Below are 21,033 nucleotides of genomic sequence, written 5' to 3'. Positions count from 1 at the left end.
GGAGCAGCGCGCTCCGGGGCCCTGGTCGTTCGGGACGTACGCCCTCAGTCGTCCTTGGTCCCCAGAGTGCCGAGGTAGAGCTCGATCACCTTCGGGTCGTCGGCGAGCTCGCGGCCCGCACCCGTGTAGGCGTTACGGCCCTGGTCGAGCACGTAGCCGCGGTCGCAGATCTGCAGGCAGCGGCGGGCGTTCTGCTCGACCATCACGACCGAGACGCCGGCCTTGTTGATCTTGCGGGTCTGCACGAAGACCTCGTCCTGCATGACCGGCGAGAGCCCCGCGGAGGGCTCGTCCAGCAGCAGGACCGACGGCTCCATCATCAGCGCCCGGCCCATCGCGACCATCTGGCGCTCACCGCCGGAGAGCCCGCCGGCACGCTGCTTGCGCCGCTCCCCGAGGGCCGGGAAGATCCCGGTGACGAAGTCGAACCTCTCGGCGAACTTCTTCGGGGCCTGGTAGCAGCCCATCTCGAGGTTCTCCTCGATGGTCAGGCTCGGGAAGACGTTGTTGGTCTGCGGGACGAAACCGATCCCCCGGCTGACCAGCTCGTCGGCACGCTTGCCGGTGATGTCCTCGCCGTTGAGCTTGACCGTGCCCTCGTGGATCTTGACCAGACCGAAGAGCGCCTTGAGCAGCGTCGACTTGCCGGCGCCGTTGGGGCCGATGATCCCGACCAGCTCGCCGGGCTGGCAGTAGAGGTCGGTGTCGTTGAGGATGTTGACCCCGGGCAGGTAGCCGGCGATGAGCCCGTCGGCACGGAGCACCGCACCCTCGGCCTCGCTCAGGTGCTTCTCGCGGAACTTCTCCGCATCGGTGGAAGTCACTTCGCGTCCTCCTCTTGGGCGATCTCGGCCTCGACCTCGGCCTCGAGCTGCTCCTCGTCGAGATCGCTCAGGTCGGTGTCGTGGTGGGCCCCGAGATAGGCATCGATGACACGCTGGTCGGCCATGACCGACTCCGGGGTGCCCTCCGCGACGATCTTGCCCTGCGCCATCACGATGACCCAGTCGGAGATGTCGCGGACCATGTCCATGTCGTGCTCGACGAAGAGGACCGTGCGGCCCTCGTCGCGCAGAGACTTCACGTGGCCCAGCAGCGACTGCTTCAGGGCCGGGTTCACACCCGCCATCGGCTCGTCGAGCATGACCACCTCCGGATCGACCATGAGCGCGCGAGCCATCTCGAGCAGCTTGCGCTGGCCACCGGAGAGCGACCCGGCGAAGTCCTCGCGCTTCTTGTCGAGCAGGAAGCGGGCGAGCAGGTCGTCGGCCTTCGCCGTGACGGCGTCCTCCTGCTTGCCCCACAGGAACTTGAACGGCGCGGCCCAGAACCGCTCGCCCTTCTGCCCGGTGGCGCCCAGGCGCATGTTCTCGATCACGGTGAGTTTGGCCAGCACCTTGGTGAGCTGGAAGGTGCGCACCATCCCGAGGCGGGCCACCTTGTAGGGGGCGACGCCCTTGAGCGACTTGCCCTCCAGGCTCCACGAGCCGCTGTTGGGCTGGTCGAAGCCGGTGAGCAGGTTGAAGAACGTCGTCTTGCCGGCCCCGTTGGGGCCGATCAGCGCGGTGATCGCGCCCCGCTGGATCTCGACGTGATCGACGTCGACGGCGGTGAGCCCGCCGAACGTACGCGTGATGTTGTCGGCGACCAGGATCGGGTCGGGCTTCTTGGCGCCCGGCTCGGTGCTCACACCGACCAGGCCCGCAGGCCCGGTCTTGCTCTCCGCGTTCTTGTCTGCGTTCGTCTGGTCAGTCATGTCAGCGTCCATCGATCGCGATCTCCCTACGGTCGCCGAAGATCCCCTGGGGTCGGAAGATCATCAGCAGCATGATGGCCAGACCCAGCACGATGTAGCGGATCACGCTGGCCTGGGTGTCGGTCATGATCACCGACGGGATCCAGCCACCTTCACCAGCCGACTGGCTGAAGAACGAGCCTAGCCCCGCGATCAGGAACCAGAACAGGATCGAACCGATGACCGGCCCCATCACCCGGGCAGCGCCACCGAGGAGCAGCGCGGCGAAGGCGTAGAAGGTCATCAGCGTCGAGTAGTCGCTCGGCACGACCGAGGCCTGCTTGAGGGCCAGGAACATGCCGCCCAGACCGCCGATGACGCCACCGAGGGCGAGGGCCTGCATCTTGTAGGCGAAGACGTTCTTGCCCAGCGAGCGCACCGCGTCCTCGTCCTCGCGGATCGAGCGGAGCACACGGCCCCACGGGCTGCGCATGAGCGCCCACACCAGCACGCAGCACAGCGCGACCAGGATCCAGCCCACGGTCAGGGACCACAGGTCGTTGCGGCCGAACGAGATGATGCCCAGGTCGATGCCGCTGTTGTAGGGGTTGGCCTGCTGGAAGGGCCTGGCGAAACCGTTGAGACCGTTGGAGCCACCGAAGGTGTCCTTGGTCTCCACCGCACCGAAGACGAACCGCAGCACCTCGGCCGCGGCGATGGTGACGATCGCCAGATAGTCGGCGCGCAGACGCAGGGTCGGCACACCCAGGATCACGGCGAGCACCAGCGGCGCCACCAGCGCCATGATGATGCCGAGCCAGAACGGGGCGTCGAAGGTGACCACGGAGACGGCCAGACCGTACGCACCCACCGCGACGAACCCGGCCTGGCCGAAGTTGAGCAGCCCGGTGTAGCCGAAGTGGATGTTGAGGCCGATCGCAGCCAGGGCGAAGACGATCGCCTGCGGGCCCAGCGCCTGCTGCAGCCCTGCCCGGAGAATGTCGAGAATGTCCATTGTCTCTCCTACCCGAGCCGCTCTTTACGACCCAGGATGCCCTGGGGCCGCACCAGCAAGATCACGATCATGATCAGCAGCGGGCCGACCTCCTTGATCGAGGTGGGTACGCCGAACAGCGGCCCGAGCTCGTAGACGAGCCCGATCACCATCGAGCCGACCAGTGCACCCCAGATCGTGCCGAGACCACCGAGGGTGACCGCGGCGAAGATGACCAGCAGGATCCGCATGCCCATGAAGCTGTTGACCTGCAGCTGCATCGCGTAGAGCACACCGGACAGCGCGGTCAGCGCCCCACCGATCACCCATGCGTTGGTGATGACGCTGTCGACCCGGAGGCCCGAGGACGCGGCCAGCGCGGGGTTGTCCGAGACCGCGCGCATCGCCTTGCCCATCCGGCTCTTGGCCATCCACACGCACACCGCGGTGATGGTGACGATCGAGATGACGACGATGATCGCCTCGCGGTCGGAGAGCGAGAGGCCGAGGTAGTACCAGTGCTGCTCGCGCTGCTGGCCGCTGTACTGCGACAGCGAGCGGGTCGAGGAGCCGTAGAAGTACTGGAACAGGTAGCGCAGGAAGATCGCCAGACCGATCGAGACGATCATCATCGCGATCAGACCGGTGCCGCGGCGGCGCAGCGGGCCCCACAGGACCTTGTCCTGTACGTAGCCGCCCACACCGCCGAGGACGACCGCGATGATGCCGGCCAGGATCACCGAGACCGTGGCCAGGCCGCCGGTCTTGAAGATCTGGTCGAAGGTCCAGGCCATCACCGCACCGAAGGTGAGCAGCTCACCGTGGGCGAAGTTGGACAGGCCGGTCGTGCCGAAGATCAGCGAGAAGCCGAGGCCGGCCAGGCACAGGACCAGAGCGAAGACGATGCCGGCGCGCAGGTTCTGGGCGAGGTCCTTGGCGAAGTTCGACTGCTCACCGGCGGTGACGCCGATCGGGAAGATCGCCCGGTTGTTGGGGCCCTGGAAGCGTACTTGGACGGTGGCCTCGTTCTTGGTGTTCTCGTCGAGAACCGTCCCCTCAGGAAGGGTCTTCTCGTCGAGTGTCACCGTGTACTTGCCGAGCTCCTCGACCACGATGATCGCGACACCCTTGGCATCGGTGACGCCCTCGCCGGCCTTCTCGCCGTCCTTGCTGACCTCGAGGGTCACTCCCGAGATCGGTTTCGGATTGCCTTGGGCATCCTTGTTGGCCTCGTCCTGAAGCGTCACCTGGATCGCGGTGGCATCCGGCGGTGGGGTGTCGGTTGCCTGTGCGGCACCCGCGCTCCCTACCAACAGCACCATCAGCGCACCGATGAGCGCGACGAGGACTCTGTAGAGCCGCTTGCGCACGTGGGTACTCCTGCCTGTGTGTCCTGAAGACGGATCCTGACACCAGCCGAACACGCTGGTCAGCCGGATCCGCGCGGGCAGTCTAGGCCGACGTCACCCACGAACAAGCCACAGGTTCGCCCTCATCTGAGACCGCAACCGATCTGTGACGTGCCGTTTACACGGATTCAGGTACGCGGCCCGCTGACTCCGTGCTCGATGACGCCCTCGGCGACCTGCCGCATCGACAGACGCAGGTCCATCGCGGTCTTCTGGATCCACCGGAACGCCTCGGGCTCGCTCAGGGTGAGTCCCTCCTGGAGGATCCCCTTGGCCCGGTCGACCGCCTTGCGGGTCTCCAGCCGGTCGGTCAGACCGGCGACCTCCTTCTCGAGCTGGGCGAGCTCCTGGAAGCGACTCACCGCCAGCTCGATCGCGGGCACCAGGTCGGTGATGTTGAACGGCTTGACGAGGTAGGCCATCGCCCCCGCGTCGCGGGCCCGTTCCACCAGTTCACGCTGCGAGAAGGCGGTCAGCATGACGACCGGGGCGATCCGGTCGCGTGCGATCGCCTCCGCGGCCGCGATCCCGTCGAGCACCGGCATCTTCACGTCGAGGATCACCAGATCGGGTCTGTGCTCGGTGGCGAGCTCGATCGCGGCCTTGCCGTCGCCGGCCTCACCGACGACCTCGTAGCCCTCTTCGGTGAGCATCTCCTTGAGGTCCATCCGGATCAGGACCTCGTCCTCCGCGATGACGACCGTACGCCGCGCCTGGCTCTCCGGGGTGCTGCTGGGGTTGCTCTCCGTCACGAGCACAGACTAGGCCATCACGGGCACGTCCCGGTGCAGTGATTCCGCCCACGGTCCGGTAAGTTTGGCGTACGCCGGGCCCGTTCGCGGGCCGCAAAGCCCCGGTACTCCAACGGCAGAGAGGGCGGTCTCAAACACCGTATAGTGTCGGTTCGAATCCGACTCGGGGCACCAAATTCGTTCGTGCGCTCCGTCATGTTGTCGGTGGTCGCGTGCAGACTACGAACGTGTACGGAGCCCGTGTTCGCGCCGAGGCGCTCGCTCTTCTTCAACAAGGCGAATCGCTGTCGACCGCGGCACGAACCACCGGCATAGCCAGGTCCACCATTCGCGACTGGCGCGACAGGGCACCGCTCAGCAAACCAGGGTCCTGTCCGCGCTGCAACGAGCTGCCGGTGGATGAGGAAGCGTACGCCGCGCTTCTCGGTTTCTACCTCGGCGACGGCCACATCGCGAAAGCCGCGCGCTTCTACTTCCTCCGGATCACGTGCGACCTGGCCCATCCCCGGATCATCGACGACGTAGTCGACCTGCTCGGCCGGATCAGGCCAGGCGGCAAGGTATTCATCGTCAGGAAGCCCGGCTGTGTGGACGTTCAGCTGAACTGGCAACACTTGCCCTGTCTCTTCCCGCAGCACGGCCCCGGCCGCAAGCACGAGCGCAAGATCACCCTCGAACCGTGGCAGCAGGCGATCGTGTCAGCCCACCCGGGCCCGTTCCTCCGCGGACTGTTCCATTCGGACGGGTGCCGGGTGGCGAACTGGGCGACCCGGGTCGTCGCCGGGGAGAAGAAGCGCTACGACTACGGCCGCTGGCAGTTCGTCAATCATTCGGACGACATCCGCGACCTGTGCACCTGGGCGCTCGACCTGGTCGACATCCCGTGGCGCCAGTCCTCCTGGAAGACGATCAGCGTCTCGCGCCGCGAGGCGGTCGCGGCGCTCGACGCGTTGATCGGCCCGAAGAGCTAGCCTTTGCGCTCGTAGGCGGGCGCGACCTCGTTGATCGCGTCGCCGATGCGGTGGATGCGCAGGGCGTTGGTGGAGCCGGGGATGCCGGGAGGCGAGCCGGCGATGATGACGACGAGCTCGCCCTCCTCGACGCGGCCGAGCTTGAGCAGGTTCTCGTCGACCTGGCGGACCATCTCGTCGGTGTGCTCGACCTCGTCGGTGCGGAAGGTCTCGGTGCCCCAGCTGAGCGCCAGCTGGCTGCGTACGGCATCGGAGGGGGTGAAGGCGAGCAGCGGGATCGAGCCGCGCAGCCGGGAGAGGCGGCGGGCGGAGTCGCCGGAGGTGGTGAAGGCGACCAGGTATTTGGCGCCGACCCGGTCGGCGACCTCGGCGGCTGCCTTGGCGATGACGCCGGAGCGGGTGTGCGGGTCCCAGTCGATGCGGCTCAGCTCGGCGGCGGCGGAGCCGTCGCGGGAGAAGGCGTGGCGCTCGGTGGCCGCGATGATGCGGGCCATCGTCTCGACGGTGTGGATCGGATAGTCGCCCACGCTCGTCTCGGCGGAGAGCATCACGGCATCGGCGCCGTCGAGGACGGCGTTGGCGACGTCGTTGGCCTCGGCACGGGTCGGCGCCGGGTTGGCGATCATCGAGTCGAGCATCTGGGTGGCGACGATGACCGGCTTGGCGTTGAGGCGGGCCAGCTCGATGATCCGCTTCTGCAGGAACGGGACCTCCTCGAGCGGACACTCCACGCCGAGGTCACCGCGGGCGACCATGAACATGTCGAAGGCGGCGATGACCTCGTCGAGGTTGTCGATCGCCTGCGGCTTCTCGATCTTGGCGATGACCGGGACGACGCGCCCCTCCTCGTCCATGATCTTGCGGACGTCCTCGTAGTCCTTCGCGTTGCGCACGAAGCTGAGCGCGACCATGTCGACACCGAGCTTGAGAGCGAAGCGCAGGTCCTCCTCGTCCTTCTCGGACAGGGCCGGGACGGAGACCGCGACGCCGGGGAGATTGATGCCCTTGTTGTTGGAGACCGGTCCGCCGACCAGGACCTCGGTGTGGACGTCGGTGTCGTCGACCGCGGTGACCCGCAGGCGCAGCTTGCCGTCGTCGATCAGGATCGGGTCGCCGACCTTCACGTCGCCCGGCAGGCCCTTGTAGGTCGTGCCGCAGATCTTGTCGTTGCCGGTCACCTCGCGCGTGGTGATGGTCCAGGGCTGACCCCGGTGGAGGATGGCCGACCCCTCCTCGAAGCGCTCGAGGCGGATCTTGGGCCCCTGCAGGTCGGCGAAGATGCCGACGCTGTGTCCGCTCGCCGCAGCCGCTTCCCGCACCAGCGCGTAGTTGCTGGAGTGGTCGTCGTGGGACCCATGGCTCATGTTCATCCGGGCCACGTCCATGCCTGCGTAGACGAGCTCGCGGATGCGACGCTCCGTCCCGACGGCGGGTCCCAGGGTGCAGACGATCTTCGCTCTTCTCACGGGAGCCCAGACTACCCCTCTGGATCGTTCAAACCAGCACCCGGACCACGTCCTGATCAGGCCGTTCACCCGACATTCTCGCCCTGGTCCGAGTCGGATGTCGTCCCGCTACGCCGGGCCCGGCGCGAGGTCGCCGGCAGCTAGCCGCTCACCGCAGGCCCGGGCAATGCACGTGTGCCACAAACTCGTCGCCACAAGTGTGTACGAACTCTGTCGGATCGTCCGATCCGGTGGCTGAGACCCGACTGGCCCGACACCTCCGAAGGGGAGGTGCCGGGCCAGTGGTCGGCACGCCGTTGTGCCTAGGCGTGTCGGCCTCAGATGGTCAGCTGCCGGTCCGTCGGACGGATCGGCGCGGGCAGGTTGGTCGAGCCGGTCAGGTAGGTGTCGACCGCGGCCGCGGCGGCGCGCCCCTCGGCGATCGCCCACACGATCAGCGACTGGCCCCGACCCGCGTCGCCGGCGACGTACACGCCGGGGACGGAGGTGGCGAAGGAGTCGTCGCGGGCGACGTTGCCGCGCGCGTCGTACTCGACACCCAGCTGGGTGAGGAGGCCGTCCTTCTCCGGGCCGGTGAAGCCCATCGCCAGCAGGACGAGGTCGGCGGGGATCTCCTTCTCGGTCCCCTCCTTCTCGGTCAGCTTGCCGTCGATGAACTCGACCTCGACGAGCTTCAACGCGCGTACGCGGCCGTCCTCGGTGCCGAGGAACTCCTTGGTGGACACGGAGTAGACCCGCTCGCCACCCTCCTCGTGCGCGGAGGCCACCCGATAGGTCATCGGGTAGGTCGGCCACGGCTGGCCCTCAGGGCGCTCCTCCGGCGGACGCGGCATGATCTCCAGCTGCGTGATCGACTCGGCGCCCTGACGGATCGCGGTGCCGAGGCAGTCGGCGCCGGTGTCACCGCCACCGATGATGACGACGTGCTTGCCCTCGGCCAGGATCTGGTCGGGGACCGCCTCGCCGAGCGAGGCCCGGTTGGACTGCGGCAGGTACTCCATCGCCTGGTGGATCCCGTCGAGCTCGCGCCCGGGGACAGGCAGGTCGCGGCCCACGGTGGAGCCGTTGGCCAGCACGATGGCGTCGTAGCGGTCCTGGAGCTGCGCGCCGGTGATGTCGGTGCCGACGTCCACGCCCGCCCGGAAGACCGTGCCCTCCCGGCGCATCTGCGCCAGGCGCTGGTCGACCTGCGACTTCTCCATCTTGAACTCCGGGATGCCGTAGCGCAGCAGCCCGCCGATCTTGTCGGCCCGCTCGTAGACGGCCACGGTGTGGCCCGACCGGGTGAGCTGCTGGGCGGCGGCCAGGCCCGCGGGCCCGGAGCCGATGACGGCGACCGCCTTGCCGGAGAGCCACTCGGGCGGCTGCGGCTTGACGAAGCCCGAGTCCCAGGCCTTGTCGATGATCGAGACCTCGATGTTCTTGATCGTCACCGCGGGCTGGTTGATCCCCAGGACGCAGGCGGCCTCGCACGGAGCCGGGCAGAGCCGGCCGGTGAACTCGGGGAAGTTGTTGGTCGCGTGCAGGCGCTCCGAGGCGCCCTCCCAGTCGTTGCGCCAGACCAGGTCGTTCCACTCGGGGATGATGTTGCCGAGCGGGCAGCCCTGGTGGCAGAACGGGATGCCGCAGTCCATGCAGCGCGAGGCCTGGGTGTTGATGATCGGCAGCAGGGTCTTGCCGATCTTGCCCGGGTAGACCTCGTGCCAGTCCTTGACCCGCTCGTCGACGGGACGACGGGTCGCGACCTCTCGGCCGTTCTTCAGAAAACCCTTGGGGTCAGCCATGGAGGACCTCCATAATCCGCTGCGCTGCCTCGTCCTCGTCGAGACCCTCCTCGAGGGCCTCCTCCTGGGCTTCGAGCACGCGCTTGTAGTCACTGGGCATGACCTGCGTGAAGCGGGTCAGAGAGTTGGGCCAGTCGGCCAGGAGAGCCTCGGCGACGGCCGAGCCGGTCTCCTCGAGGTGGTCGCGCACCAGCTGCTCGAGCTCGGCGGCGTACTTCTCCTCGACGCCGGTGGCGTCGACCAGCTCGCCGTTGAGCCGCTGCTCCGCGAAGTCGAGGACCCAGGCGATGCCGCCGGACATACCGGCCGCGAAGTTGCGTCCGGTCGGGCCGAGCACGACCACGCGGCCACCGGTCATGTATTCGCAGCCGTGGTCGCCGACACCCTCGGTGACGATGCTGGCGCCCGAGTTGCGGACCGCGGCCCGCTCCCCCACGCCACCGCGGATGTGGATCCGCCCGCTGGTGGCGCCGTAGGCCAGCGTGTTGCCGGCGATGATGTGCTCCTCGGCCTTGAACCCGGCCGTACGCTCCGGGCGGATGACCACGCGGCCACCGGAGAGGCCCTTGCCGACATAGTCGTTGGCGTCGCCCTCCAGGCGCAGCGTCAGCCCCTTGGGGATGAACGCGCCGAAGGACTGGCCCGCGGAGCCGGTGAAGGTGATGTCGATCGTGCCCTCGGGCAGGCCCTCACCGCGGTAGCGCTTGGTGATCTCGTGACCGAGGATCGTGCCGACCGTGCGGTTGACGTTGCGGATCGGCAGCTGGGCGCGCACGGGCTCGCCGCGCTCGAGAGCGGGTGCCGCGAGCGGCACCAGCTCGTTGACGTCCAGGGACTTCTCCAGGCCGTGGTCCTGGCCCTTGGTGTTGTAGAGGTCCTGGTCGGCGAACTGCTGCGGCGACTCCACCCGGGTGAAGATCGGCGAGAGGTCGAGCCCGGAGGCCTTCCAGTGGTCGATCGCGTCGCGGGCGTCGAGCGCCTCGGCGTGACCGACCGCCTCGTCGATGCTGCGGAAGCCCAGCTCGGCGAGGAGCTCGCGGACCTCCTCGGCGATGTAGCGCATGAAGTTGACGACGTACTCCGCCTTGCCGGTGAACCGCTCCCGCAGGACCGGGTTCTGGGTGGCGACGCCGACCGGGCAGGTGTCGAGGTGGCAGACCCGCATCATCACGCAGCCGGAGACGACCAGCGGCGCGGTGGCGAAGCCGAACTCCTCGGCGCCGAGCAGCGCGGCGATGACCACGTCACGGCCGGTCTTGAGCTGGCCGTCGGTCTGCACCACGATCCGGTCGCGCAGGCCGTTGAGGAGCAGTGTCTGCTGCGCCTCGGCGAGGCCGAGCTCCCACGGGCCACCCGCGTGCTTGAGCGAGGTGAGCGGGGAGGCACCGGTGCCGCCGTCGTGACCGGAGATCAGGACCACGTCGGCGTGGGCCTTGGAGACACCCGCCGCGACCGTGCCGACGCCGACCTCGGCCACGAGCTTCACGTGGACGCGAGCGCTCGGGTTGGCGTTCTTCAGGTCGTGGATCAGCTGGGCGAGATCCTCGATCGAGTAGATGTCGTGGTGCGGCGGCGGGGAGATCAGTCCCACGCCCGGCGTCGAGTGACGGGTCTTGGCCACCCACGGGTAGACCTTGTGACCAGGCAGCTGACCGCCCTCACCGGGCTTGGCGCCCTGGGCCATCTTGATCTGGATGTCGTCGGCGTTCGTCAGGTATTCGCTCGTCACACCGAAGCGACCAGACGCGACCTGCTTGATCGAGGAGCGCCGCTCGGGGTCGTAGAGCCGCTCGGGGTCCTCGCCGCCCTCACCGGTGTTGGACTTGCCGCCGAGGATGTTCATCGCGACGGCCAGCGTCTCGTGAGCCTCCTTGGAGATCGAGCCGTAGGACATCGCGCCGGTGGAGAAGCGCTTGACGATCGCCTCGACGGGCTCGACCTCGTCGATCGAGATCTTCTGACGGCCCAGCTCCTCGGCGCTCTTGAGCTTGAAGAGCCCGCGCAGCGTCATCAGCCGCTCGGACTGCTCGTTGACGCGGTCGGTGTACTGCTTGAAGACGTCGTAGCGGCCGCTGCGGGTGGCGTGCTGGAGGCGGAAGACCGTCTCCGGGTCGAACAGGTGCGGCTCACCCTCGCGGCGCCACTGGTATTCGCCGCCGATGGGCAGCGCGCGGTGGGCGTTGGCGACGCCGTCGCGCGGGTAGGCGGTGGCGTGCCGCTTGGCGACCTCCTCGGCGATCACGTCGAGGCCGATGCCGCCGAGCTTGGAGGTGGTGCCGGTGAAGTAGCGGTCCACGACCTCCTTCGACAGCCCAACGGCCTCGAAGATCTGCGCGCCGGTGTAGGAGGCGACGGTGGAGACGCCGATCTTCGACATCACCTTGAGAACACCCTTGCCGAGCGCCTTGATCGTGTTGGCCATCGCCTTCTCGGCGTCGGCCTTCACGTAGTAGCCCTCATAGGCGAGGTCCTCGACGGACTCGACTGCCAGGTAGGGGTTGACCGCGGCGGCGCCGTAGCCGATCAGCAGGGCGACGTGGTGGACCTCGCGTACGTCGCCGGCCTCGATCAGCAGGCCGACCTGCGAGCGGGTGCGCTCGCGGACGAGGTGGTGGTGGACGGCGCCGGTGAGCAGCAGCGACGGGATCGGCGCCATCTCCTGGGTGGAGTGACGGTCGGAGAGGACGATGATCCGGGCCCCGTCGTCGATCGCCTGGGAGACCTCGGCCGAGATCTCGTCCAGGCGGGTGCGGAGCGCCTCGGCACCGCCGTCGACCTCGTAGAGGCCGCGGACGATGTGGACCTGGAAGCCCGGCATGTCGCCGTCACGGTTGATGTGACGGATCTTGGCCAGGTCGTCGTTGGAGATGACCGGGAACGGCAGCACGATCTGACGACACGAGGCCGGGCCCGGGTTGAGCAGGTTGGACTCGGCGCCGATGGTGCCGTTGAGGCTGGTGACGAGTTCCTCGCGGATCGCGTCCAACGGCGGGTTGGTGACCTGCGCGAAGAGCTGGGCGAAGTAGTCGAACAGCATCCGCGGCTTGTCGCTCAGCGCCGCGATCGGGCTGTCGGTGCCCATCGAGCCGATCGGCTCGGCGCCGGTGTTGGCCATCGGCGCGAGCAGGATCCGCAGCTCCTCCTCGGTGTAGCCGAAGACCTGCTGGCGGCGGGTCACACTCGCGTGGGTGTGGACGATGTGCTCGCGCTCGGGGATGTCCTCGAGGCGTACGAGACCGGCGTGGAGCCACTCGTCGTAGGGGTGCTCCGCGGCGAGCTCGGACTTGATCTCGTCGTCCTCGATGATGCGGTGCTCGGCGGTGTCGACCAGGAACATCTTGCCCGGCTGGACGCGGCCCTTGCGGACCACGGTCGCGGGGTCGATGTCGTCGAGCACGCCGGCCTCGGAGCCGAGCACGACCAGGCCGTCCTCGGTGACCCAGTAGCGGGAGGGACGCAGACCGTTGCGGTCGAGGACCGCGCCGATCTGGGTGCCGTCGGTGAACACGACCGACGCGGGGCCGTCCCAGGGCTCCATCAGCGAGGAATGGAACTCGTAGAACGCCTTGCGGGCGGGGTCCATCTCCTCGTGCTTCTCCCACGCCTCCGGGATCATCATCAGCATGGCGTGCGGCAGGCTGCGGCCGGCCAGGTGGAGGAGCTCGAGGACCTCGTCGAAGGAGGCCGAGTCGGAGGCGCCCTCGGTGCAGATCGGGAAGAGCCGCTCCAGGTCACCCGGGATCAGCTCGGAGGAGAGCAGCGCCTCGCGGGCCTTCATCCAGTTGCGGTTGCCCATCACGGTGTTGATCTCGCCGTTGTGGGCGATGAACCGGAACGGGTGGCTCAGCGGCCAGCTCGGGAAGGTGTTGGTCGAGAACCGGCTGTGGACGACGGCGATCGCGGAGGCGACCCGCTCGTCGACCAGGTCGGGGAACACGTCGGCCAGCTGGGGCGTGGTGAGCATGCCCTTGTAGACGATGGTGCGGCTCGACAGCGACGGGAAGTAGACGTCGGTCTCCTTCTCCGCGCGCTTGCGCAGGCAGAATGCGAGCCGCTCCAGGGCCAGGCCCGTCACGCGCTGCTTGGCGCCGGCGACGAAGAGCTGGCGGAAGGTCGGCATGACCGCCTTCGCGGTCGCGCCGAGGGAGTCCGGGTTGACCGGTACGTCACGCCAGCCGAGGACCTCGAGGCCCTCCTCGGTCGCGATGTCCTCGACCAGCTTGATGGTGCGCTCGACCTGGTCGACGTCGCCCGGGATGAAGGCGGTGCCGACGGCGTAGGCACGCTCGGCCGGGAGGTCGAAGTCGACGACCTCACGCAGGAACGCGTCGGGGACCTGCAGCAGGATCCCGGCGCCATCGCCAGAGTTGGTCTCGGCGCCGGCGGCGCCGCGGTGGTCGAGATTCACCAGGGCACGGATGCCCTGCTTCACGATGTCGTGGCTGGCGACGCCGGTCAGTGTTGCGACCATGGCGACGCCGCAGGCGTCCTTCTCGAACCGAGGGTCGTAGAGGCCCTGGGGGGATGGATACGAGTGCTCGTACGGCACCGGGATCTCCCGTCTGTCCGGGCTCGGGAACGCACGATCCGACGCAGCCCAATAGCCCCGGGTTTCCGACTCTGCTTCGAGCCGGGTCCGGAGCGTGGGGATGTTCTGCGACAGGTGCGCGCGCCCTTGCGGGGATGAAACTGGCAATCTGCAGGGGACAGCGTTGGCCCGCGCGAGTGCGGCTAGGTTACCACTGTGTCACGCGTAGGTTGCGAACGAGGGTCGAACGGTGGACGCCCTCCTGCGCGGCGCTTCCTTGCGCCAGAGTTCTCGCCCGATCAGGCGTTTGACAAGGATACCCCGTCGTTCTCAGGCCCTTGAGGTCACTCTCGCTTGGGCGCGAAGTTCACGCGCAGAAGATGACACGTCAGCAGCAGACCGATCCCGAGCGCACCGAGAAACCCGCCGCCGCCGGCATACACTGCAATCTTGGCTGCGGTTGCAGCGCGCCGGGAGGCGCACACGCGACTGATCTCCGTGGCTGCTTCACCAGTCGGCCTCCATACGTCGTCAGAATCGGAGCCATCGACGTACCCGTCCGCGGATGGCGCCGCCGACTGAAGGTCTGCGAGTGAGGCACAGTAGACCAGGCCAGAGGCGGTCGCTTCTTGATTCGATCCGGCTCCAAGATCGATCTGCAGAGCAGTTGGGTCCAGAGGCGCCTTCGATTCGAACTGTTTGAGAGTGCCGACTTGGATCAGGCACGCCAGCGCTCCGGCTACGAGAACGATCCCGAGCGCAACGTACCGGCCCAACTTGGGGGCATCATCGGGAAGTCTTGTGGTCATCGTGCTCGTCTCCTAGAAGCCGGGAACTCGGGGGCCTTGCATCTGCGGTGCATAGATGTCGCCGACCTGGTCGGTCCAGCGCCGGAACGCATCACCCACATCGCCGTCGACGTTCGCGACATGCCGGTAGGCGTCCTCGAGACGCTCTGAGGCGACCTCGAGGTGTTGGGAATAGTTGCTGCACACACTCTCGCCGAGGGTCGAGCAGGCCCGGATCGTAGCGAACGCCCCGGAGTCCCCTATCCCCAGCGATCCATCGCGGAGGTAGGCGCCACGGGACAAATCCGCGCTCCGCGCCACCTTGAGCACCTGTTGCCCGACATCGATGAGCAGCTCGCCTGCGATGCCCACCGTGCGAGCGTCCATGACGATCTCCCGATCGGCTGGATCGGAATAGGGCTCGACGGTCTTGGGCACGCCGAACGCGTCCGGGTCGGCAAGCACTTCATCGTTCCACGTCGTGAAGGCGCTAGACAGCCCGTCCTCCTCTGCGGCCATCTTCGCGTTGACCTCAACCAACTCATCGACGATCTTCTGATATACGTCCTCTGGCCGTTCCCCGACGAACTCGACTTCTTTTCCTGCGAAGTCACCTCCGGCAACGCTCGCGCCAAGTCCGAGCGCAGTGCCAGCGAGGCTGGCGGCGGCACCGAGCCCGACCGGGCCGCTGAGCAAGGTGCTCGCGGCAGCGGCAGCCGCGCCAGCCATCAGGAGGAATGCCTTGGGCGCGTTCGTCGAATCACCGCCGACACGGTTCCGGTTCGATGCTTCCATCGCTGCTATCCCAGCCTTGGCGAAACTCCCAACCGTGGCCTTTGCGGCTTCGATCACACCGGCCTGAGCGGCCATCGTGCACGCCGTAGCGAGCAACAGGACTTGAATGTTGGAGACGACGAACGGCATCGGGTAGATGAACTTCAGCTTGAAGACATCCATCGCATAGCCCTTGAGCTCACTTGATTCCTCGATGCCACTTTGCACCTTGGCCGCCCAGTGGGGGTCGCGGATCTCACCAGCCAGTCCGGCGCCTGAGGTCTCCGTGCCTTGGCCACCCGCGCCACCGAAACTCATGGTCAGTCCCGCCACTCGATTGCCGATTTCTTCGGCCGCCGCCCGAATCGCGCCTTCCTCGGGCAATGTCTGCCATGGCCTGAAAGCATCACCGATCGCGCCACGCCAATTCTCCAGCCGCATCGGAGTATCAGTGAAGATGTTGTAGGACACAGGGCTGGCCGTGGCTGACGCGTCGTTGGCTTGGGCACCGTTCACGAAAACCCAGTGACCGGCGTGCTGGCTGACGAATGAGTCCACCGATCCCCCACCGGGCAATCGGCCGGAGGCAGAGACAAATAGCGTCTCGCCGCCATCACCCTGTGCAGCGCGCCACCCGTGATCGGCATCTCCGACGGGGTACGCACCGTTGACGCCGACCCAGGAGATCTCCGCTTCCAGCGCCGCGATCGCCATCTGCTCCACAAGTTCCGGCAATTCGGCAAAACTTTGCAGACCCGAAGACAGGTCTCCCCCGCTGGCGGCCATCTTCACTCCCGAGATCGTGGTGTCGCGCCCTGGCGCGGTGGACCGTAGCCCCGTGGCTGGGGAAGGTCAAGGAGGCGCAGCGCCTACGTCTGAGATCCGGCGGAGGCGTCGTCCCCGGCGTCTTCCCCGATGCTTTCATCGGCGGCTTCCGGATTGCCCTCATCGATTTCGTCTTCGACCTCGGTCTCCTGGGTGACGTACACCGTGTCCTCCATCGTTCCCCGACCGGTGAAGGTGGCGTAGACCCACCATGCCGCGGCCAGGACGAACAGGATGATCGACATCCACTCGCTCCAGCGCAGACCGAGCACGTTGGCCAGCTGGACGTTGTCGATGCGCAGGGTCTCGATCAGGCCCCGGCCGAGGCAGTAGGCCATCACGTAGAGGGCGACCACGCGGCCGCCGCCCAGGCGCAGCTTCTTCTGCAGGTAGACGATCACGAAGAAGAGCGCGATGTCCCAGAGGAACTCGTAGAGGAACGTCGGGTGGAACGTGGTGCCGACCGGGAACTGGCTGGGGCCGTCGGGAAAGCGCGACGGGTCGATCTCCAGACCCCAGGGCAGGTCGGTGGGCCGGCCGTAGAGCTCCTGGTTGAACCAGTTGCCCCAGCGGCCGATGCCCATCGCCAGCAGGCAGGTCGGGGCGATGGTGTCCAGCAGCGGGATGATCTTGATGCCCTTGATCCGGGCGCCGATGATGGCGCCCACGGCGCCGAGCGCGATCGCGCCCCATACGCCGAGACCACCGCGCCAGATGTAGAGAGCCTCGATCGGGTTGGCGCCGTCGCCGAAGTAGAGCTGCCAGTCGGTCATGACGTGGTAGATCCGGCCACCGACGAGACCGAACGGCACCGCCCACAGCGCGATGTCCTGGATGTCACCGAGACGGCCACCCCTGGCCTGCCAGCGCTTCTCGGAGACCCAGACGGCGACGATGATGCCGAGGATGATCGCGAAGGCGTAGCCGCGCAGCGGGATCGGTCCGAGCCAGAGCACACCTTCGGCCGGGCTGGGGATGGACATCGGGAGCATCATGCGGCGCTCTTCCTACTAGCTCTGGCTGGCTGGTTTCTGACTGAGGAGGTGGTGGATGTCGTCGGCGAACTGCTTGGGCGAGGTGTTCATCGACCACACCACGCTGGCGCGTCCGTCGGAGACCGCCGAGACGTGGGTGTCGTGGACCCCGAGATCGTAGCCCCCACTGGGTAGCCGGTCGGCGTCCCCTATGTAGAGCCGCATCGACTCGGCCAGCGTGACGATGTCCTTCAGGTCCCCGGTGAGGCCGATGAAGTCGTCGTCGTAGCGCTCGAGGTACTTCTCCAGCACCTGCGTCGTGTCGCGTACCGGGTCGGTGGTCACGAACACCACGTCGACCTTCTCCCGGTCGGCGTCGTCGAGGCGAGTGAGCCCCGCGGTCAGGCTCGACATGACCAGCGGACACTCGTCGGGGCACTGGGTGTAGCCGTAGAACACCAGCGTCAACGGCTTGTCGGCGTCGGTGGCCAGCGAGAAGGGCTCACCGTCGGTGTCGGTCAGCGCGGTGTCTGCGAGCTGGTAGGGGGTGTGCTCCTGCCCGGTCATCGCCGAGGCCGGCGCCTGGCCGGTGCCGGCCGCGCCGCAGCCGCTGAGGACTCCGACGAGAGCGAGCAGGACGGGTAGGACGAGGAACCTCAACGCGCGCGGACTCCCGCGGCCAGGTCCTCGGTCAGGCTCGCCAGCGCCTTGAGCGCCGCCTGCTCGTCGGAGCGGTTGTCCAGCAGCGTACGCACGAAGGCGGAGCCGACGATGACGCCATCGGCGTACGCGGCCATCTCCGCCGCCTGGGCGCCGTTGCTGACCCCGAGGCCGACACCGACGGGCAGGTCGGTGGTCTTCTTCGTGCGGGCGACCAGCGGGGCGGCCAGGTCGGAGGTCTTGGCGCGGGCACCGGTGACGCCCATGACCGCGGTGGCGTAGACGAAGCCGCGGCACTGGGCCGTGGTCATCGCGATCCGCTCGTCGGTGCTGCTCGGCGCGACCAGGAAGACCTTGTCGAGGTCGCGGGCGTCGGCGACCTCGATCCACTCCGGCGCGAAGTCGGGGGTGATGTCGGGCGTGATCAGTCCTGCGCCGCCGGCGTCCTGCAGCTGCTGGGCGAAGCGGTCCACGCCACGACGCTCGATCGGGTTCCAGCTGGTCATCACCAGCGTCGGCACCCCGGTCGCGGCCACGGCCTCGACGACGCGGAACACGTCGTCGACACGTACGCCGCCGTCGAGTGCCTGCTGCACGGCATCCTGGATCGTGGGGCCGTCCATGACCGGGTCGGAGTAGGGCAGGCCGATCTCGATGATGTCGCAGCCGGCCTCGACCATGGTGGTGAGCGCCTCGATCGAGCCCTCGACCGACGGGAAGCCCGCGGGCAGGTAGCCGACCAGGGCGGCGCGGTTCTCGACCTTCGCCTTCTCGAACGCTACCGACGTACTCACTTGCTCTCTCCCTGGTTGCTGTCTCCGAGCCCGAAGTATTCGATGGCCGTGCCCATGTCCTTGTCGCCACGACCGGACAGGTTGATCAGGATCGTGGCGTCCTCGCCATGGCGCTCCTTGATCTCCGGGGCGATCTTGATGGCGCCGGCGATCGCGTGGGCCGACTCGATCGCCGGGATGATGCCCTCGGTGCGGGAGAGCAGCGCGAAGGCGTCCATCGCCTCCTTGTCGGTGACGCTCGTGTAGCTCGCCCGGCCGGACTTGGCCAGCCAGGCGTGCTGCGGGCCGACGCCCGGGTAGTCGAGACCGGCGGAGATCGAGTGGGACTCGATGGTCTGGCCGTCCTCGTCCTGGAGCACGTAGGTGCGGGCGCCGTGGAGTACGCCCGGGTCGTTGGCCTGGATGGTGGCGGCGTGGCGGCCGGTCTCGAACCCCTCTCCCCCGGCCTCGAAGCCGTGGATCTCGACGGCCTCGTCGTCCAGGAACGCGGTGAAGAGACCGATGGCGTTGGAGCCACCGCCGACCGCGGCCACGACAGCGTTCGGGAGACCACCGAACTGCTCGATCGCCTGCGCCCGGGCCTCGTCGCCGATGCCGCGCACGATGTCGCGGACCAGCGTCGGGAACGGGTGGGGCCCGGCGGCGGTGCCGAACAGGTAGGCGGTGTGGTCGACGCTCGCGACCCAGTCGCGCAGCGCCTCGTTGATGGCGTCCTTGAGGGTGCCGCTTCCGGAGGGCACCGGGACGACCTCGGCGCCGAGCAGCCGCATCCGGGCCACGTTGAGCGCCTGACGGTCGGTGTCGACCTTGCCCATGTAGACGGTGCAGTCCAGGCCGAAGTAGGCGGCCGCGGTCGCCGAGGCCACGCCGTGCTGGCCGGCACCGGTCTCGGCGATCACCCGGGTCTTGCCCATCCGCTTGGTGAGCAGGGCCTGGCCCAGCACGTTGCGGATCTTGTGAGCGCCGGTGTGGTTGAGGTCCTCGCGCTTGAGAAGGACCCGCACGCCGAGCTGCTCGGAGAGCCGGGTCGCGTGGTAGAGCGGGCTCGGCAGGTTGGCGTAGTCCCGCAGGATCGCGTCGAACTCGGCCACGAACTCCGGGTCGGCCTTCGCCTTCTGCCAGGCGTCGTCGAGCTCGGTGAGCGCCTTCATCAGCGCCTCGGGCATGAAGCGGCCGCCGAACCCCTCGGCCTCACCACCGAACCAGCCGAACTCGTCGGCGTCGTAGGAAGTCGTCTCGTGGATGTGAGTTGTCATGGCTGTATCTGCTCTCGGATCTACTCTTGGCCTCAGCCTTGGATTCCGGTGAACTCGGCGACCGTGGCTTGCGGGTCGCCATGCTTGACCAGCGCCTCGCCGACCAGGACCGCGCGGGCCCCTTCGGAGACGTGGCGCTTGACGTCGGTGGCGGTGAAGATGCCCGACTCGGCGACCTTCACCCGGTCTTCGGGGATGAGCGGGGCGAGCCGTCCGAAGACGTCCTGGTCGATCTCCAGGGTCTTCAGGTTGCGCGCGTTGACGCCGATCAGCTCGGCGCCGAGGTCGACCGCCCGGGCGACCTCGTCCTCGTCGTGGGTCTCGACCAGCACGGTGAGCCCCAGCTCACCTGCCTGGTCGTAGAGGCGATGCAAGGTGTCGTCGTCCAGCGCGGCCACGATCAGCAGAGCCAGATCCGCTCCGGCGGCCCGGGCCTCGAGCAGCTGGTAGTGCTCGACGATGAAGTCCTTGCGCAGGATCGGCGTCTCGACGGCCGCGCGGACCGCGACCAGATCGGCGAGCGACCCCCCGAAGCGACGTTCCTCGGTGAGCACCGAGATCGCGGCGGCACCGCCGGCGGCGTACTTCTGGGCGAGCTCGGCCGGGTCGGGGATGTCGGCCAGAGCACCCTTGGAGGGGCTCTTCCGCTTCACCTCGGCGATCACGCTGCTGCCCGCCGCCCGGAAGTGCGGCATCGGGTCGCGCGGCGCATCGACGTCGGCCAGGCGAGCCCGCAGGTCCGCCTCCGACACCGTCTCCTGGCGCTGCGCCAGGTCCAGACGTACGCCGTCGATGATCTTCTCGAGCACCGACATGTTTAAACCTCTCGTTTCTGGGTAAGACCCACGTGCAAAGCCTCTCACCCGAACCGTGACACGCCCGATTTGGCGCCACAGTGCGGGCGGGAAACGTTAAGTTTCTTTCACCTCAACCCAACTCGCCTGACTTTGGAGGTCAGACACATGAGCTACGGAACTCCGCCGCCACCGCCGCCGTACGGTTCGCCGGCGCCCGGGCAGCCCGGCCAGCCTGCGGGCAACAACAAGAAGGCGACCTGGGCACTTGTCCTCGGCATTCTCAGCATTCCGTGCTGCTCCATCTTCGCCGGCATCCCGGCGATCATCCTGGGCAAGATGGCCCAAGGCGAGATCGATGGCTCCGGCGGCGCGCAGGGCGGTCGAGGCATGGCCACGGCCGGGTTCATCCTCGGCATCGTGAGCATCGTGCTCTTCATCCTCAACATCATTCTGTACGCCACCGGCGTCCTGACCTTCAATGGCAGCACCAGCACCTACTGAGCCTCGGCTCGGAAATCAGCGAGGC

The 21,033-nt window shown here is 67.7% G+C and carries 17 protein-coding genes and 1 tRNA gene; 3 read left to right on the top strand and 15 right to left on the bottom strand.

Annotated elements, in window-relative coordinates; all coding sequences use genetic code 11:
* Positions 1-44 precede the first annotated feature (44 nt).
* From ACFVDI_RS26325 to ACFVDI_RS26305, 5 genes are all read right to left on the bottom strand, one after another.
* Positions 45-824 carry an ABC transporter ATP-binding protein gene (locus tag ACFVDI_RS26325; protein ID WP_378911815.1) on the bottom strand — a complete coding sequence of 260 codons (780 nt, stop codon included), beginning with the start codon at positions 822-824 and terminating at the stop codon, positions 45-47.
* Entirely contained in the window at positions 821-1,756 is a 936-nt protein-coding gene (locus ACFVDI_RS26320; RefSeq protein ID WP_378911814.1) for an ABC transporter ATP-binding protein, read from the bottom strand. Before ACFVDI_RS26320 ends, ACFVDI_RS26325 begins: the two co-directional genes overlap by 4 nt.
* Position 1,757: 1 nt before the next feature.
* Complete coding sequence (locus ACFVDI_RS26315; RefSeq protein WP_378911783.1) at positions 1,758-2,750, bottom strand: branched-chain amino acid ABC transporter permease; 993 nt, start codon at positions 2,748-2,750, stop codon at positions 1,758-1,760.
* Between the two features lie 8 nt (positions 2,751-2,758).
* Complete coding sequence (locus ACFVDI_RS26310) at positions 2,759-4,099, bottom strand: hypothetical protein (protein ID WP_378911781.1); 1,341 nt, start codon at positions 4,097-4,099, stop codon at positions 2,759-2,761.
* A gap of 167 nt (positions 4,100-4,266) precedes the next feature.
* Positions 4,267-4,896: an ANTAR domain-containing response regulator gene (locus ACFVDI_RS26305; protein ID WP_378911780.1), complete on the bottom strand. Its 630-nt coding sequence runs from the start codon at positions 4,894-4,896 to the stop codon at positions 4,267-4,269.
* 92 nt (positions 4,897-4,988) lie between these two features.
* Between ACFVDI_RS26305 and ACFVDI_RS26300 the strand changes: the two genes are divergently transcribed.
* Positions 4,989-5,064 (top strand) — tRNA-Leu (locus ACFVDI_RS26300).
* Positions 5,065-5,117: 53 nt separating this feature from the next.
* Positions 5,118-5,861 carry a helix-turn-helix domain-containing protein gene (locus ACFVDI_RS26295; protein ID WP_378911777.1) on the top strand — a complete coding sequence of 248 codons (744 nt, stop codon included), beginning with the start codon at positions 5,118-5,120 and terminating at the stop codon, positions 5,859-5,861.
* Here ACFVDI_RS26295 and pyk read toward each other — a convergent pair.
* From pyk to trpC, 10 genes are all read right to left on the bottom strand, one after another.
* The gene (gene pyk, locus ACFVDI_RS26290; RefSeq protein WP_378911776.1) at positions 5,858-7,327 is read right to left on the bottom strand and encodes a pyruvate kinase; all 1,470 of its coding nucleotides are present in this window, start codon (positions 7,325-7,327) and stop codon (positions 5,858-5,860) included. The genes ACFVDI_RS26295 and pyk overlap by 4 nt on opposite strands.
* Positions 7,328-7,644: 317 nt before the next feature.
* The gene (locus ACFVDI_RS26285) at positions 7,645-9,111 is read right to left on the bottom strand and encodes a glutamate synthase subunit beta (protein WP_378911775.1); all 1,467 of its coding nucleotides are present in this window, start codon (positions 9,109-9,111) and stop codon (positions 7,645-7,647) included.
* Entirely contained in the window at positions 9,104-13,660 is a 4,557-nt protein-coding gene (gltB, locus tag ACFVDI_RS26280; RefSeq protein WP_378911774.1) for a glutamate synthase large subunit, read from the bottom strand. The genes ACFVDI_RS26285 and gltB overlap by 8 nt, the downstream gene beginning before the upstream one ends.
* A 323-nt stretch (positions 13,661-13,983) precedes the next feature.
* Positions 13,984-14,448 carry a hypothetical protein gene (locus ACFVDI_RS26275; RefSeq protein ID WP_378911772.1) on the bottom strand — a complete coding sequence of 155 codons (465 nt, stop codon included), beginning with the start codon at positions 14,446-14,448 and terminating at the stop codon, positions 13,984-13,986.
* Positions 14,449-14,460: 12 nt separating this feature from the next.
* A complete protein-coding gene (locus ACFVDI_RS26270) occupies positions 14,461-15,993 on the bottom strand; it encodes a hypothetical protein (protein ID WP_378911771.1) in 1,533 nt (510 codons plus the stop codon).
* A gap of 77 nt (positions 15,994-16,070) precedes the next feature.
* Positions 16,071-17,009: a prolipoprotein diacylglyceryl transferase gene (gene lgt, locus ACFVDI_RS26265; protein WP_378911770.1), complete on the bottom strand. Its 939-nt coding sequence runs from the start codon at positions 17,007-17,009 to the stop codon at positions 16,071-16,073.
* Between the two features lie 27 nt (positions 17,010-17,036).
* Positions 17,037-17,660, bottom strand: a complete 624-nt coding sequence (locus ACFVDI_RS26260) for an SCO family protein (protein ID WP_378911768.1) — start codon at positions 17,658-17,660, stop codon at positions 17,037-17,039.
* A complete protein-coding gene (gene trpA / locus ACFVDI_RS26255; RefSeq protein ID WP_378911766.1) occupies positions 17,657-18,454 on the bottom strand; it encodes a tryptophan synthase subunit alpha in 798 nt (265 codons plus the stop codon). The genes ACFVDI_RS26260 and trpA overlap by 4 nt, the downstream gene beginning before the upstream one ends.
* Positions 18,451-19,710 carry a tryptophan synthase subunit beta gene (trpB, locus tag ACFVDI_RS26250; RefSeq protein WP_378911764.1) on the bottom strand — a complete coding sequence of 420 codons (1,260 nt, stop codon included), beginning with the start codon at positions 19,708-19,710 and terminating at the stop codon, positions 18,451-18,453. The genes trpA and trpB overlap by 4 nt, the downstream gene beginning before the upstream one ends.
* Before the next feature lie 32 nt (positions 19,711-19,742).
* Positions 19,743-20,525: an indole-3-glycerol phosphate synthase TrpC gene (gene trpC, locus ACFVDI_RS26245; protein ID WP_378911763.1), complete on the bottom strand. Its 783-nt coding sequence runs from the start codon at positions 20,523-20,525 to the stop codon at positions 19,743-19,745.
* Between the two features lie 147 nt (positions 20,526-20,672).
* Here trpC and ACFVDI_RS26240 point away from each other — a divergent pair, with 147 nt between their 5' ends.
* Positions 20,673-21,008: a DUF4190 domain-containing protein gene (locus ACFVDI_RS26240; protein ID WP_378911762.1), complete on the top strand. Its 336-nt coding sequence runs from the start codon at positions 20,673-20,675 to the stop codon at positions 21,006-21,008.
* Positions 21,009-21,033 lie beyond the last annotated feature (25 nt).

Origin of the sequence: Nocardioides sp. NPDC057767 (genome assembly GCF_042798275.1) — a bacterium.
Classification (GTDB): Bacteria; Actinomycetota; Actinomycetes; order Propionibacteriales; family Nocardioidaceae; genus Nocardioides.
This window is presented reverse-complemented; position numbering and strand designations above follow the sequence as displayed.

Coding starts and splice junctions, on each gene's coding strand:
- trpC (WP_378911763.1), bottom strand. CDS start 20,525: ATGTCGGTGCTCGAGAAGATCATCGACGGCGTACGTCTGGACCTGGCG.
- ACFVDI_RS26240 (WP_378911762.1), top strand. CDS start 20,673: ATGAGCTACGGAACTCCGCCGCCACCGCCGCCGTACGGTTCGCCGGCG.
- ACFVDI_RS26285 (WP_378911775.1), bottom strand. CDS start 9,111: ATGGCTGACCCCAAGGGTTTTCTGAAGAACGGCCGAGAGGTCGCGACC.
- trpB (WP_378911764.1), bottom strand. CDS start 19,710: ATGACAACTCACATCCACGAGACGACTTCCTACGACGCCGACGAGTTC.
- ACFVDI_RS26315 (WP_378911783.1), bottom strand. CDS start 2,750: ATGGACATTCTCGACATTCTCCGGGCAGGGCTGCAGCAGGCGCTGGGC.
- ACFVDI_RS26275 (WP_378911772.1), bottom strand. CDS start 14,448: ATGACCACAAGACTTCCCGATGATGCCCCCAAGTTGGGCCGGTACGTT.
- ACFVDI_RS26320 (WP_378911814.1), bottom strand. CDS start 1,756: ATGACTGACCAGACGAACGCAGACAAGAACGCGGAGAGCAAGACCGGG.
- lgt (WP_378911770.1), bottom strand. CDS start 17,009: ATGTCCATCCCCAGCCCGGCCGAAGGTGTGCTCTGGCTCGGACCGATC.